The sequence below is a fragment of the Streptomyces sp. P9(2023) genome (assembly GCF_032436795.1).
In the GTDB taxonomy this organism is placed as follows: domain Bacteria; phylum Actinomycetota; class Actinomycetes; order Streptomycetales; family Streptomycetaceae; genus Streptomyces.
Genome location: NZ_JAUPWM010000050.1, coordinates 16718 through 31076, shown reverse-complemented (window position 1 = coordinate 31076; position 14359 = coordinate 16718). Strand labels below are relative to the sequence as shown.

Here is a 14359-nt window from a genome sequence, read left to right as displayed (position 1 = left end):
GATCCGCGTTGGCGGTGAGCATGGCACGGCCCCGGCAGGTAAGGAAGAGGTCGTGCGCGCCTATGATTTCTTGGTCAGATGTGTGAACGCGTCGAGGTTCCGGGTCGACTCGCCGCGCGAGACCCGCCACTCGTACTCCCGCCGGATCGCGCTCGCGAAACCCAGCTCCAGGAGGGTGTTGAAGGAGCCGTCCGCCGCTTCGAGGACCGAGCCGAGCAGCCGGTCCAGCTCCTCCGGGGTGACGGAGGCCAGCGGCAGCTTGCCGGCCAGATAGATGTCGCCGAGGCCGTCGACCGCGTAACTCACGCCGTACAGCTTGAGATTGCGCTCAAGCAGCCAGCGGTGGACGCCCGACTCGTTCTCGTCGGGGTGGCGGATGACGAAGGCGTTCAGGGAGAGGGAGTGGCGGCCCACCCGGAGGGAGAGCGTCGTGAAGAGCTTGCGCGTGCCGGGGAGTTTGACGACGTACGAGCCCGGCTCGGGTGACTCCCACTCCAGCTCCGCGTCCCTGAACGTGTCCTCGATGACCCGTCGTACCTCGTCAGCCATGGTGCGAGCGTACGCGACGGCGGTGGTCGTGCATCGCCGCCGTGTACACGTCCGCCGTGCCCGAGGCCGCCGTGTCCCAGCCGAACGATTCCGCGTGCCGGGCCGCCGCCGCGCCCATCCGGGCGGACAGCGCCGGGTCCTCGACGAACCGCTCCAGCGCGCGGGCGAAGTCGGCCGGGTCGTGGCCCTGGACGAGGAAGCCGGTGACGTCGTCCCGTACCGCGACCGGAAGGCCGCCCACCGCCGCCGCGACGACCGGCGTCCCGGCCGCCTGCGCCTCGATGGCGACGAGCCCGAAGGACTCGCTGTACGAGGGCATGACCAGCACCGACGCCGCCCTGAACCAGTCCGCGAGGCGCTCCTGGCCGACCGGCGGGTGGAACCGGACGACGTCCGCGATGCCGAGCCGGGCGGCGAGCTTCTGCAGCCCCTCCGGCTTGGCGAGCCCGCTGCCGCTCGGCCCGCCCACGATCGGCACGACCATGCGCGAGCGCAGCGACGGATCCCGGTCCAGGAGCGCGGCGGCGGCCCGCAGCAGGATGTCGGGGGCCTTCAGCGGCTGGATCCGGCCCGCGAAGACCGGGATGAAGGCGTCGGCGGGCAGCCCGAGGCGGGCCCGGGCGGCGGCCCGGCCGTCCGCCGGACGGAAGTGGTCCAGGTTCACGCCCGGGTGCACGACGGCGACCTTCGCCGGGTCCGCCTCGTAGAAGCGGACCAGCTCGTCGGCCTCCTCGGCGGTGTTGGCGATCAGCCGGTCGGCGGCCGCGACGATCTGCGTCTCGCCGATCACCCGCGCCGCGGGCTCGGGCGTGTCGCCGTCCGCGAGCGCCGCGTTCTTGACCTTGGCCATGGTGTGCATGGCGTGCACGAGCGGGACGCCCCAGCGCTCGGCGGCGAGCCAGCCGACGTGACCGGAGAGCCAGTAGTGGGAGTGGACCAGGTCGTAGTGGCCCGGTCGGTGGCCCGCCCAGGCCTGCATCACACCGTGCGTGAAGGCGCAGAGCTGGGCCGGCAGCTCCTCCTTGGCGAGCCCCTCGTACGGACCCGCGTCCACATGCCGTACGAGAACGCCGGGCGCGAGCTCGACCACCGGGGCGAGGCCGCCGGTGGTGGCCCGGGTGAAGATCTCGACCTCGATGTTGATCGCGGCCAGGCGGCGGGCCAGCTCCACGATGTACACGTTCATACCGCCGGCGTCGCCGGTGCCCGGCTGGTGGAGGGGCGAGGTGTGGACGCTGAGCATGGCCACCCGGCGCGGGGTCCGGTGACGTCCGGGGAGCCGGAGTCGGGGCGGCGTCGCCAGGGAGCCGGCGAGCCGGGACACGTACTGGCTCACGTCGACGGTCCTTCCGCTGAGTGGGGGCGTAGCGGGTACGGCAGGGGTGGGGCCGGGCCTGCGGGCACAACTCGGACGGCGCGCGCGGCACCTTCCACGCGGGTCAACACCGGAACCGCGCCATCCATTTCCGTTTTGCCAATTCATTGCCGTGCCGGACGGCGTGGCGCCCCCTTTGCGCCCCGGCCCGTACCCTCGTTCCATGGCCCCGCGCACCACCCGCCCCGCCCCGACCCGCCCCGTCGGCACGGCCACCCGCGGGACCACCAACCCCAACCGGCTGCGCCGCATGGACCGCTGGATCGCCGCCACGCACGGCCCCGCCCTGCGCCGCTCCGCCGAGCCGCCCGTCTCCGTCGACCTGGGTTACGGGGCGGCCCCCTGGACCGCCGTCGAGCTCCTGACCCGCCTCCGTACGGCCGATCCGCGCACCGAGGTCGTCGGCATCGAGATCGAGCCGGCCCGGGTCGCCGCCGCCAAGCCGTACGAGCGCCCGGGCCTCACCTTCCTGCACGGCGGCTTCGAGGTTCCGGTGCCGGGCGAGGTCGCGCTGATCCGGGCCGCGAACGTGCTGCGGCAGTACGACGAGGACCAGGTCGCCGCGGTGTGGGCGCGGCTGTGCGCACGGCTCGCGCCCGGCGGGCTGCTGGTCGAGGGGACCTGCGACGAGATCGGGCGGCGGCACGTGTGGGTCGCGCTCGACCGGAGCGGGCCGCGGACGGTGACCTTCGCGACCCGGCTCGGTTCGCTCGACCGTCCCTCGGACCTCGCGGAGCGGCTGCCGAAGGCGCTGATCCACCGCAACGTGCCGGGCGAGCCGGTGCACGCGTTCCTGCGCGACTTCGACCGGGCGTGGGCGGCGGCGGCGCCGTACGCCTCGCTGGGCGCGCGGCAGCGCTGGATCCGCGCCGCACGCGATCTGGCGACGGACTGGCCCCTGACGGACGGGCACCGGCGGTGGCGCCAGGGCGAGGTGACGGTGCGCTGGGAGGCGCTGGCGCCGCGCGGGTAGGCACTGGCGACCGGCCACCTGAGCCCCGCCCAGGGGACATGTCGGGGCCAACTGCCGGTGAATTCCCGCTCCATCGGGAACGTAACTCCCTCCCCACCCGTCCCGCCTGGGGGACAGTGACCCGACAGGGACCGGTTTCCCCTGTTGCTTTGACGTCACGCATGGCACTATCGCCAAGGTCACCACCAAGTTACTGACGGTAAATCAGATACCCGGTGCGGGCCGTACGAGGGGGAGCTTGTGAACCGACGCCGCTGTGTCAACGCCGCGATCACCGTGGTCTGTGCCCTGACGGTGCTGGCCTCACCAGCACTGACGCTCCAAGCCTCGGCGGCCCCGACGGCCCCCCTCACGCCGGCCGCGCCCGCCGCCCCGCACGCGCCCGCCGCCCCGCTGCCGCCCGCGCCGCCCGCCGCGCCGAAGAAGACCCTCGAAGAGGTGCGCAAGGAGATCGACGGCCTCTACCGGCAGGCCGCCTCCGCCACCGACGCGTACAACCTCGCCGAGGAGCAGACCAAGGAGCAGTCCGCCGAGATCGTGCGGCTGGCGCAGATGATCGTGGCCGGTCGCGAGAAGATCGACGCGCTCAAGGCCCAGGCGGGCGCCGCGGCCCGCGCCCAGTACCGCAACGGCGGCCTCCCCGACGGCGCGCAGTTCGTCCTCACCGACGACCCGCAGCTCTTCCTGGACAACGCCGGCCGGTTCCAGCGGAACCAGAAGGCCACCAAGGACCTGCTCGCCGAGATGACCAGGACCCAGGCCCAGTTGACCGTCTACGCCAAGGACGCGGGCACCAACTGGACCGAGCTGGAGGCCAACCGCGTCAAGCAGGCGGCGGCGAAGAAGGACATCAACGACAAGATAGCGGCGGCGAAGAAGCTGGAGTCCGAGCTGGCGGCTGAGGACCGGGAGCGGCTGCGGCGCCTGGAGGAGCAGGAGCAGTACCGGCAGCAGACCGCCTGGGTGGACACCGGCGTTCTCGACGGGCTGAGCAGCACGGCGACGGCGCAGGGCAAGCGGGCGGTGGAGTTCGCGACGGCGCAGATAGGCAAGCCGTACGTCTGGGGGGCGGAGGGCCCGGACTCGTACGACTGCTCGGGGCTGACCCAGCGGGCCTGGGGCGTGGCGGGCCGGCCGATTCCGCGTACCTCGCAGGAGCAGTGGCGGCTGCTGCCCAAGGTGGACATCAAGGACATGCGGCCGGGCGACCTGATCGTCTACTTCAAGGACGCCAGCCACATCGGCATGTACGTCGGGAACGGCGCGATCGTGCACTCACCACGCCCCGGCCGGAACGTGACGCTCGCGGGCGCGGGCTCGATGGAGATCCTGGGCGTGGTCCGGCCGGAGTGAGCCGCGCGGGGTGCGGGGGCGGCGGGGCGGCGGGGCGCCGTTCACGCCGCCCGGGGCGCGGCGGCCGTCGGAGTGACGCCGTCCACACCCACCCGCCCGCCCCGGCGGCGTGATGTTCGTCATGGCTCCGGGGGCAACAACCTCCCCATGCGCGGCATATGCCAACTGCTCGCCCGTGCTCGTACCGTGATCACCATTCCGCTGCGCGCCGCCCTACCGCTATGGTCCCCGTCTGGCGGGACGTCGTTCGTCGCCCCGCCGCGCCCTCGGGGGGAGGGAAGGAAACCGCGTCCGATGCCCGTACCCGTACCGCGCCAGAGAATCGTCTCTGCTGCGGCGCCCGGCGCCGTCGCCGCTGCGACAGGCACCGGCACCGATCTCACCCTGCTGGTCGTCGAGGACGACCCGGCGGGTGCCCTCGCCGTGCCCGAGATGCTCGACGACGTGGACGGGACCCGCGTCCGGATCCGTACCGCCCGCAACCTCACCGAGGCCGAGCGGCTGCTCACGGACGACGTGAACTGCGTCCTGGTCGACCTGGCCCTGCCCGGCCCCCGCGCGGCCGGTGACGACGCGCTCGCCCCCCTGCGCCATATCCTGCGGCTCGCGCCGCGCCACGCCGTCCTGGCGCTCGCGGCCTCGACCGACGCGGAGCTGGCGGCGGAGGCGGTACGGGTCGGGGCGCAGGACCACCTCTTCCGCGAGGAGCTCGACGGCCGGCTGCTCAGCCGGGCGATCCGGTACGCGGTCGAGCGCAAGCGCGCCGACGCGGTCCAGGTGAAGCTGACCGAGTCGCGGCTGCGGGCCCAGGAGAACGCCCGCCTTGAGCGCGGACTGCTGCCCACCCCGCTCCTGGAGGGCTCCGACCTGCGGTTCGCCGCCCGCTACCGGCCCGGCCGGTCCCGCGCCCTGCTGGGCGGGGACTTCTACGACACGGTCCGTACGCCGGACGGCACGGTCCACGCGATGATCGGCGACGTCTGCGGGCACGGCCCGGACGAGGCGGCGCTCGGCGTGGAGCTGCGGATCGCGTGGCGGGCGCTGACCTTCGCCGGCCTGTGCGGGGACGAGCTGCTCTCCACGCTCCAGAAGGTCCTGGAGCACGAGCGGCAGAGCGAGGAGGTCTTCGCGACGCTCTGCACGGTCGACATCGCCCCGGACGGGCGCCGGGCGGGCCTCTGCCTGGCCGGACACCCCGTACCGCTGATCGCCCGCAAGGGCCGGCCGGCGCGGCTGCTGCCGTACGAGGACGGCGGCCCGGCCCTCGGCCTGCTGCCGCGCGCCCGCTGGCCGCGCCGGCAGGTGGAGCTGGGCGGGGCGTGGAGCCTGCTGATGTACACGGACGGCCTGATCGAGGGCCGCTCGGCGGGCCCGGGCTCGCCGCGGCTCGGGCAGGACGGGATGGTCGAGATGATCAACCGGCAGCTGGCGGAGGGGCTGCGGGGCGAGGACCTGCTGGAGGCGGCGGTGGCGGAGGTGCGCTCGCTGAACGGCGGGGAGCTGACGGACGACGTGGCGGTCCTGGCACTGGAAAGGGCCCGGGGATAACCCCGGACCCTTTGGCTCCGCATGGCTCCGCATGGCTCCGCATGGCTCCGCGTGACGCGGCGGCAGCGATGGGCAGTGGCTACCGGCCGCCGTTGTAGGGCCCGTACGGGCCGTCGCTGCTGGATCCGCCGCGGCGGCCGCCGCCGCCCCCACCGGAGACCTGCTTGATGGCGGGCCGGACGTCGACCATGAAGACGATCGCGGCGATGAGGCCGGCGATCTGCAGGAAGAGCATGGGCAGCAGCAGGTTCAGCACCAGGTTGATGCCCAGGATGATCAGCCAGAACTTCTTGGTCTGCTTGTCGGCCGCGCGGTACGCGTCCTCGCGCGCCATGGCCGCGAAAACGAGCGCGGCGACGGCCATGCCGATGAAGACGAGGCCGATGACCAGCCAGATGATGGAGTCGAATCCCGCGCGCAACATGTCTGAACCGCCTCGTCAGTGAATGGATCGCCTCGCGGCCAAGGTACCCGGTACAACGCACCGGTCACCCTGATTGGTGCCCCGAGCGCCCCCGGGTTACTTCTCGGTGGCCGTGACGGTCTTCTTGGCGGCGGCCTTGCGGGCGCCGGTCCTGCGGGTGGGGGCCTTCTTCTCGGCGGAGGCGTCGTCGGCGGCGTCCTGGGCCGGAACCTCGGTCTTCGCCTTCTGCTCCTGCTCCGGCTCGGGCTCGACCACGACGGCGATCTCGGTGATCTCCTCGGCCACCTCACCGCGCCACGCCTTCACGGCCTCCTCGCCGTGGGCGGCGACCTCCTCGTACTTCTCGCGCGCCTTGACCGCGTACTCGGCGGCGACGCCGACGCCCCGCAGGGCCAGGTCCTGGGCGGTCTCGCCGAGCTTCTTCAGGTCGGTGTCGAGGCTGCCGACGACCTCGGCGAGCTTCGACTGCACGGTGGCCTGGGCCTCCTTGGCCCGGTCGGACACCTTCTCCTGGACGACCTTGGGGTCGGTGTTGCGCACGGCGTCGATCCGCGCGGGCGCCTCGGCGGCGATCTGCTCGATCAGCCCGGGGACCTTCTTGGCCTGCTGGACGGCGAGGTCGGCGGTACCGGCGGCGAAGTAGAGGGGGGTACGCAGTTCTTCGATGATGGCCATGGTGGTGGTCCTCCCGGATGTGTACGTACTAGCTCGCGGTGGGTTCGGCATCGGGAGTGGCGTCGTCCCTGTCGGAAACCGAGGCGGGTTCCGAGGCGGCTTCGGCGGCCGCCTGGGCACTCGCCTCGGCGGCGTTCTCCTTGCGGAAGGAGTCGTAGATCTGGAGCAGCACCTGCTTCTGCCGCTCGTTGATCGAGGGATCGGCCAGGATGACGGCGCGCGTCTCCAGCTCGTCCCGCTCCTTCTCGTCGAGGATCCCGGCCCGCACGTACAGCGTCTCGGCGGAGATCCGCAGCGCCTTGGCGACCTGCTGCAACACCTCGGCGCTGGGCTTGCGCAGGCCGCGCTCGATCTGGCTCAGATAGGGATTGGACACCCCGGCGGCCTCCGCGAGCTGCCGCAACGACAGCTGCGCGGTGCGCCGCTGCTCACGGAGGTACTCGCCAAGATTGCCGACGTTGAGTGATGCCATGCCGCGACGATCCCACCCCGCGCTAACTATTGCAAGCAGGCGCTTGCAATAGTGTCGCGCAGCACACGAGGAACCGGCGCTCAGCCCTTCGCCGCTCCGAACCAGCGGGGCAGGGCTTCGAGGAGTTCGCGCTGGTCCTCGCCGGCCCAGGCCACGTGGCCGTCCGGGCGGAGGAGGACCCCGGGGGCGTCCAGGTCCTCGCTCACGTCCACCACGTGGTCGACGCGGTCCGACCAGCCGGTCGTCGAGAGGGTGCCCGTCTGGTCGAGGAGCAGGCCGCGGCCGGTGCGGGTCAGTTCGTAGAGGCGGCCGCCCTTCAGCTGGATGTCCCGCAGGCGGCGGCCGAGGAGGTCGTGGCCCTCGCCGAAGTCGTAGCGGACGCCGATCGCGGTGATCTTCTCGATCAGACGGCGGTTCACCTCCTCGATGCCCATCAGCTCCGTCAGAAGCCGGCGCACCGACTGGGGGCCCGGCTCCAAGCGCATCAGCTCCATCTGCGCGCGGGTGTTGTCCAGTACGTCGGCGGCCACCGGGTGACGTTCGGCCTCGTAGCTGTCGAGCAGGTCCGCCGGCGCCCAGCCGTTGACCTCGGCCGCCAGCTTCCAGCCGAGGTTGAAGGCGTCCTGGACACCGAGGTTGAGGCCCTGGCCGCCGGTCGGCGGGTGGATGTGCGCCGCGTCGCCCGCAAGCATCACGCGGCCCGCCCGGTAGCGCTCAGCCTGCCGGGTGGCGTCGCCGAAGCGGGAGAGCCAGCGCGGCGAGTGCACGCCGAAGTCGGTACCGGCGACCGCCCGCAGCCGCTCCTTGATCTCGTCGAAGGTCGGTGGGACCCCACGGTCCTCGGTCACCCCCTCGGCGGGTACGACGACGCGGTACACGCCCTCCCCGAAGGTCCCGACGCCGAACCGCTTCTGGGTCTTGCGGACTTCGGCCATCACGGTCGCCACTTCGTCCGGGGAGGCGGTCAGCTCCATCTCGCCGATCAGCGTCTCGATCCGGCTGGGCTCGCCGGGGAAGCCGACGCCGAGCAGCTTGCGCACCGTGCTGCGGCCGCCGTCGCAGCCGACGGCGTAACGCGAGCGCAGCCGCGTGCTGTCAGCCAATTCGACGGTCACGCCGTCCTCGTCCTGGCTCAACCCGACCGCTTCGACACCGCGCCGGATCTCGACACCGAGTTCGGCGGCGTGCTCGGTCAGCAGACGGTCGATGGTGGGCTGCTGGATGCCGAGGACGTACGGATGCGCCGTGTCCAGCCGCTCCGGTGCCGGCATGTCGATGCCGGCGAAGAAGCCGCCGACCGGGTACTGGCGGCCGAGTTCGAGGAACCGTTCCAGCAGGCCGCGCTGGTCCATCACCTCGACGCTGCGCGCGTGCAGGCCGAGCGCGCGCACCACCTTGGTCGGCTCGGCGTCCCGCTCAAGCACGACCACCCGCACACCCTGCAGCCGCAGCTCGGCGGCCAGCATCATTCCGGTCGGTCCGCCGCCGACCACGATCACGTCATACATCTGATCCCCCAGGCAATCATCGACATAGCAGACAAATAGGCCTCATCTGGCTCAGGTCGATGATTCTGCACCACACCGGGGGCCTTGCCGCAAGGCCCCCGGTGCGCTATATCTTGAAAGTGGCAAGGGGTTCGCGCTCCTTGCCTTTCGTCGTTTCAGGGGCCAGACGCGCCAGCACCGCGCGTGAGCACCCGCCCGCTCCCCCACCCCCCATGTAGCCACTTTTTTGTGGGTACTTGGCTGCACCCGGCCGCTCGGCGAACCTGATCGCAGGAACAGGGAGGGGGCGTGGCGGCGTGGACACGGGTACGGACACGGACGCGTCAGGAAGCAGCCGAGCGGCCGGGCTCGGCGAGCTTCTCCAGGCGGCGGTGTCCCCAGTCGGAGAGCGGCGCGAGCGCCGCCGCCAGCTCCCCGCCGAACTCCGTCAGCGAGTACTCGGTCTTCAGCGGCAGCGTGTCGTACACCTGCCGGTGCACCAGCCCGTCGGTCTCCATCTCGCGGAGCGACTGAGTCAGCACCTTCTCGCTGAGGCCCGGTAGCTGTCGGCGCAGTTCACCCGGACGCCTCGGGCCGCCCTCAAGCAGCCAGAGCAGCACCGTCTTCCACTTTCCGTCGATCACGGCGATCGCGGCGGTCACTCCGCAGCCTTCCGTGTCCTGTGCCCGGCCGCGCGTCATCCCCGCCCCATTTCTCACCAACTGACCAACTATGACTACTTGAACCGGAGTTGAAGCATGTCCGCACAGTCCGACCACACCTCCGCCCCCTCCGTCACCGTACTCGGCCTCGGGCCGATGGGCCGGGCCCTGGCCGGCGCGTTCCTGGACGCCGGGGTGCGCACCACCGTCTGGAACCGGACGCCCGGCCGGGACACCGAGCTCCTCGCCCGGGGCGCCGCCGGCGCCGCCTCCGTCGCGGAGGCGGTCGCGGCGAGCCCGCTGACCGTGATCTGCGTCGTGAACTACGACGCGGCGGACGCCGTCCTGCGCCAGGACCCGGTGACCGCCGCGCTCAAGGGCCGGACGGTGGTCAACCTGACCGCCGACACGCCCGACCGGGCCAGGGACACCGCCGCGTGGGCGGCCGAGCACGGCGTCCGCTACCTGGACGGCGCGATCATGACCCCGACCACCACCATCGGGACCCCGCACGGGGTGTTCCTGCACAGCGGCCCCGAGGATCTCTACCGCGAGCACCGTCCCGTACTGGACGCGCTCGGTGGCACCCACACCCACCTCGGCGAGGACATCGGCCGGGCGGCGGCGTACGACATCGCGCTGCTCGACATCTTCTGGACCGCCATGGCGGGGTACGCCCACGCCCTCGCTGTCGCGCGGGCCGAAGGGATCACCGCGGCGGAGCTGGCGCCGTTCGCGCAGGGCATCGGCGCGATCCTGCCGCCGATCTTCGAGGGGTCCGCCGCGGGGGTCGACAGCGGCGACTACTCGGGCGGGGACAACCCGCTCACCTCGTCGGCCTCGTCCATGGCCCACATCGTCCACACGTCGGAGGCGCACGGCATCGACGCCGGCGTGATGCGCGCGGCGGAAGGACTGGCCCGCCGCGCCATCGAGGAAGGCCACGGCGGCGACGGATTCCTCCGCATCACCGAGCTCTTGCACAGGGGCCGGGAGAGTATGTGATCTTGATCATTCAGGCGGGGCCAGGGAGAGCGATGAGTTCTGCGCGCCACCTCGGTCTGAATGGATGAAGCGCGACGATGAAACGCGACAACGCCGTGACGGCACGAAGAGAGCGAGACAGTCCCATGCGCATCCTGGTCACCGAATTCATCAGCCTCGACGGTGTCGTACAGGGTCCCGGCGGTGCCGAGGAGGACACCGACGGCGGCTTCGCGAACGGCGGCTGGACCCACCCGTTCTTCGACCCGGAGATCGTCGGCGGTGCCTTCGACGACGCGCTCGCCAAGGCCGACGCGCTGCTCTACGGACGGCGGACCTGGCAGAACATGGCCGCCGCCTGGCCCGAGCGGGCCGGGGACCCGTTCGCCGACAAGCTGAACGCGCTGCCGAAGTACGTCGTGTCCTCGACCCTCGGCGAGGCGGACCTGACCTGGCAGAACACCACCCGGATCCCCGGCGACGAGGCCCTCGCCCGGATCCGCGAGCTCCGCGCGCAGGCGGGAGCCGACATGGTCGTCATGGGCAGCCCCACGCTCGTCCGCACCCTGCTGAGCGAGGGGCTCGTCGACGAGCTCCGGCTCATGGTCATGCCGGTGCTCGTCGGCGGCGGCAAGTCGATCTTCCCGACCGACGGCGGCCTGCACAATCTCGAACTCGTCTCGTCGGTCACCAGCCCCGCGGGCGTCAACGTCTGCGTCTACCGTCCGGCGAGCGCGGGATAGTCCGTGTAGCCGGCCTCCCCACCGGAGTACATGAGGTACTGATCCCGTACGGGATTCAGCGCCGCACCCGTACGGAGGCGGGCCACCAGGTCGGGGTTGGCGAGGAACGGGCGGCCGAGGGCGATCAGGTCGGCGCCGGCCGCGAGCAGCGCCTCGCCCTCCACCCGGCCGCCGCCCTCGGCGACCGCCTGCCGGGAGAGGATCGGGTTGGCGACGAGCGTGCCGGGCCAGGCCGCGCGGATCTCCCGGAAGAGCGGGTTGTCGGGGTCGGCGTACACGACGTGCAGATACGCGAGGCCGAGTTCGGCCAACTCGGCGACGAGCGGCGGGTAGATCGCCCCGGTGTCACCCTCCTCGATGCCGTTGACGGTGAGTCCCGGCGAGATCCGTACCCCGACCCGCTCCGGACCGATCGCCTCCGCGACCGCCCGGACCACCTCCAGGGTGAAGCGGATCCGTCCGTCCACCGAGCCGCCGTAGGCGTCCGTGCGGTGGTTGGTGTTCTTCGCCAGGAACTGGTGGAGGAGATAGCCGTTGGCCGAGTGGACCTCGACGCCCGCGAAACCGGCGTCGACGGCGTTCCGCGCGGCGGCGGCGAAGTCGGCGACGGTGGACCGGATCTCGTCGAGGGTCATCTCGCGCGGGACGACCGGGTCCTGGAGGCCGCTCGGGGTCTGCATGGGGTCGGGGAACGGGACCGGCGACGGGGCCGCCACCGCCACCCGCTCCCAATCCCTCGCCCTCGGCGTCCTCGCCACCGGGATGCTGATGACGGTGCTCGACGGGAGCATCGTCACCGTCGCCATGCCCGCCATCCAGAGCGACCTGGGCTTCACCCCGACCGGCCTCAGCTGGGTCGTGAACGCCTACCTGATCGCCTTCGGCTCGCTGCTCCTGCTCGCCGGCCGCCTCGGCGACCTGATCGGGCGCAAACGGATGTTCCTCGCCGGTACGGGAGTGTTCACCGCCGCCTCCCTGCTCGCCGGGGTCGCCGCCTCCCCCGCCATGCTGATCGCCGCCCGCTTCCTCCAGGGCGTCGGCAGCGCGATGGCGTCCGCCGTCGGCCTCGGCATCCTCGTCACGCTCTTCACCGCACCCCGCGAACGCGCCCGCGCCATCGCCGTATTCAGCTTCACGGGAGCAGCGGGCGCCTCCCTCGGGCAGGTGCTCGGCGGGGTCCTGACCGATGCGCTCAGCTGGAACTGGATCTTCTTCATCAACCTCCCCATCGGCCTCGCCACCGTCCTCGTCGCCCTCCGCGCCCTGCCCGGCGACCGCGGCCCCGGCATCCGGGCCGGCGGCGGCGTGGACCTGCTCGGCGCGCCGCTCGTCACCGCAGGCCTGATGACCGGCATCTACGCGGTCGTCACGATCGAGGAGTACGGCGCGGGCTCGGCCCACACCCTCGGCCTCGGCGCACTCTCCCTCGCCCTCCTCGCCGGCTTCGTCCTGCGCCAGGCCAAGGCGGCGAACCCGCTCATGCCGCTGCGGATCTTCCGCTCGCGCAGCGTGTCCGGCGCCAACCTGGTGCAGATGCTGATGGTCGCCGCGCTCTTCTCCTTCCAGATCCTCGTCGCGCTCCACCTGCAGAAGGTCATGGGTTACGGCGCCGCCGCCACCGGTCTCGCGATGCTGCCGGCCGCCGTGGTCATCGGCGCGGTCTCCCTCGGCGTCTCGGCCCGCCTGATCGCCCGCTTCGGCGAGCGCGCCGTGCTGCTCACCGGGCTCGGGCTGCTGGTGGTCATGCTCGGGCTGCTCACCCGGGTGCCCACGGACGCCTCGTACGCCACCGACCTGCTGCCCGTGATGCTGCTGGCCGCCGGTTTCGGCCTCGCGCTGCCCGCTCTCACCTCGCTGGGCATGTCCGGTGCGAAGGAGGAGGACGCGGGGCTCGCCTCGGGCCTGTTCAACACCACCCAGCAGATCGGCATGGCCCTCGGCGTCGCGGTCCTCGCCACCCTGGCCGCCGCCCGTACCCACGCGCTGACCGAGGCGGGCCGGCCCGCCGCCGAGGCCCTGACCAGCGGCTACCACCTGGCCTTCGGCGTCGGCACCGGTCTCCTCGTCGCCGCCTTCGCGGTCGCCCTCACGGTCCTGCGACAGCCGAAGCGGGAGGTTCCGCGCGATCCGCGGACGGCGGCACCGGAGCAGGATGCTCCGCAGGCACCGGAGCAGGACGTTCCGCAGGCACCGGAGCGGGTCGCGGCGCCCGTCGCGTAAGGGCCACCCCCACCAGCACGACCGCCATCCCCGCCACCACCCGTACCGTCAACGGCTCGTCGAGCACGAGGGCCCCGAGCACCACCGAGACCACCGGCAGCAGGTAGCCGACGGTCGCGGCGCTCGTCGGGCCCTCTTCGGCGATCACGCGGTAGTTGAGGTGGAAGGTGAGCCCGGTCGCGAACACCCCGAGGACGACCACCGCCCCCACCCCGGCCCAACCGACGTCACCCACCCCGCCGTTCATGACCACCGGCGCGGGCGCGCTCAGCGCCGAAGCCGCCAGCAGCTGCGCCGCCGAGAGCGCCAGCGGCGCGGTGCCCCCGCCGGTCAGCCGGCGGGCCATGTACGCGAAGGCCACCGCGTAACTCGCCGAGGCGCCGAGCAGCAGGAGCGCACCCCCGCTCAGCAGGCCCGACTCCCCGCTCCAGGGCGCGAAGATCAGCAGCACACCGGCGAACCCGAGGACCAGTCCGACGAGCCGGGCGGCGGACATCGGTCGCTCCGAGCCCAGGGCCAGGCCGATGAGCAGGGACCAGAGCGGGGTGGTGGCGTTCAGGACGCCCGCGACGCCGCTGTCGACGGTCTGCTCGCCGATGCTGAAGAGCAGGAACGGCAGGGCGTTGCAGAAGAAGGCCGCGACGGCGAGGCGCCGCCAGGCCCGCCGGTCCCGGGGCAGCCGCTGCCCGGCCGCGAACGCCAGGCCGAGCAGCACGCCCGCCCCGAGCAGGCACCGGACGAAGGTGATCCATCCGGGGGTCAGCCCGTGGTCGAGGGCCAGTTTGATCCACAGGAAGCCCGAGCCCCAGAGCAGCGCCAGCGCACCCAGCCGTATCGCGGAAGTCATGGCCTCCACGGTCCCCGCCCGCACCCGACAGGACAAGCGAAGAATCA

General features: G+C 72.3%; 13 protein-coding genes and 2 pseudogenes. 6 read left to right on the top strand and 9 right to left on the bottom strand.

Annotated features, from left to right (window positions below):
• Positions 1–60: 60 nt before the first annotated feature.
• Both Q5762_RS34365 and mshA read right to left on the bottom strand, forming a co-directional pair.
• Positions 61–549, bottom strand: a complete 489-nt coding sequence (locus Q5762_RS34365; RefSeq protein WP_315896233.1) for a YbjN domain-containing protein — start codon at positions 547–549, stop codon at positions 61–63.
• Positions 542–1885 carry a D-inositol-3-phosphate glycosyltransferase gene (gene mshA, locus Q5762_RS34360; protein WP_315896232.1) on the bottom strand — a complete coding sequence of 448 codons (1344 nt, stop codon included), beginning with the start codon at positions 1883–1885 and terminating at the stop codon, positions 542–544. The genes Q5762_RS34365 and mshA overlap by 8 nt, the downstream gene beginning before the upstream one ends.
• Before the next feature lie 202 nt (positions 1886–2087).
• Between mshA and Q5762_RS34355 the strand changes: the two genes are divergently transcribed.
• The 3 genes from Q5762_RS34355 to Q5762_RS34345 all read left to right on the top strand — a co-directional run bounded on the left by Q5762_RS34355 (position 2088) and on the right by Q5762_RS34345 (position 5798).
• Entirely contained in the window at positions 2088–2897 is an 810-nt protein-coding gene (locus Q5762_RS34355) for a class I SAM-dependent methyltransferase (RefSeq protein ID WP_315896231.1), read from the top strand.
• A gap of 240 nt (positions 2898–3137) precedes the next feature.
• A complete protein-coding gene (locus Q5762_RS34350; protein WP_315896230.1) occupies positions 3138–4250 on the top strand; it encodes an NlpC/P60 family protein in 1113 nt (370 codons plus the stop codon).
• Between the two features lie 294 nt (positions 4251–4544).
• A complete protein-coding gene (locus Q5762_RS34345; protein ID WP_315896229.1) occupies positions 4545–5798 on the top strand; it encodes a fused response regulator/phosphatase in 1254 nt (417 codons plus the stop codon).
• Between the two features lie 79 nt (positions 5799–5877).
• Here the strand turns inward: Q5762_RS34345 and Q5762_RS34340 are convergent, their stop codons facing one another.
• The 5 genes from Q5762_RS34340 to Q5762_RS34320 form a co-directional block, all read right to left on the bottom strand.
• Positions 5878–6222: a DUF2516 family protein gene (locus Q5762_RS34340; protein ID WP_315896228.1), complete on the bottom strand. Its 345-nt coding sequence runs from the start codon at positions 6220–6222 to the stop codon at positions 5878–5880.
• A 96-nt stretch (positions 6223–6318) separates the two neighbouring features.
• Positions 6319–6897: a hypothetical protein gene (locus Q5762_RS34335; protein WP_315896227.1), complete on the bottom strand. Its 579-nt coding sequence runs from the start codon at positions 6895–6897 to the stop codon at positions 6319–6321.
• 28 nt (positions 6898–6925) lie between these two features.
• Positions 6926–7369, bottom strand: a complete 444-nt coding sequence (locus Q5762_RS34330) for a helix-turn-helix transcriptional regulator (protein ID WP_315896226.1) — start codon at positions 7367–7369, stop codon at positions 6926–6928.
• 80 nt (positions 7370–7449) lie between these two features.
• Positions 7450–8877, bottom strand: a complete 1428-nt coding sequence (gene rox, locus Q5762_RS34325) for a rifampin monooxygenase (RefSeq protein ID WP_315896225.1) — start codon at positions 8875–8877, stop codon at positions 7450–7452.
• Between the two features lie 323 nt (positions 8878–9200).
• On the bottom strand, positions 9201–9557 hold the full coding sequence (locus Q5762_RS34320; protein ID WP_315896224.1) for a helix-turn-helix domain-containing protein: 357 nt from the start codon (positions 9555–9557) through the stop codon (positions 9201–9203).
• Between the two features lie 57 nt (positions 9558–9614).
• Here Q5762_RS34320 and Q5762_RS34315 point away from each other — a divergent pair, with 57 nt between their 5' ends.
• Positions 9615–10523, top strand: a complete 909-nt coding sequence (locus tag Q5762_RS34315; protein WP_315896223.1) for an NAD(P)-binding domain-containing protein — start codon at positions 9615–9617, stop codon at positions 10521–10523.
• 125 nt (positions 10524–10648) lie between these two features.
• On the top strand, positions 10649–11245 hold the full coding sequence (locus tag Q5762_RS34310; RefSeq protein ID WP_315896222.1) for a dihydrofolate reductase family protein: 597 nt from the start codon (positions 10649–10651) through the stop codon (positions 11243–11245).
• Here Q5762_RS34310 and Q5762_RS34305 read toward each other — a convergent pair.
• Positions 11221–11955 (bottom strand): annotated as a pseudogene (locus Q5762_RS34305) (alkene reductase); the annotation flags it as partial. The gene Q5762_RS34310 and the pseudogene Q5762_RS34305 sit on opposite strands and share 25 nt — an antisense overlap.
• On the opposite strand from Q5762_RS34305, the gene Q5762_RS34300 reads away from it, so the two are divergent.
• The gene (locus Q5762_RS34300; RefSeq protein WP_315896221.1) at positions 11924–13465 is read left to right on the top strand and encodes an MFS transporter; all 1542 of its coding nucleotides are present in this window, start codon (positions 11924–11926) and stop codon (positions 13463–13465) included. The pseudogene Q5762_RS34305 and the gene Q5762_RS34300 overlap by 32 nt on opposite strands.
• Here Q5762_RS34300 and Q5762_RS34295 read toward each other — a convergent pair.
• A pseudogene (locus tag Q5762_RS34295) lies at positions 13347–14312 on the bottom strand (EamA family transporter); the annotation flags it as partial. The gene Q5762_RS34300 and the pseudogene Q5762_RS34295 sit on opposite strands and share 119 nt — an antisense overlap.
• Positions 14313–14359: the final 47 nt, after the last annotated feature.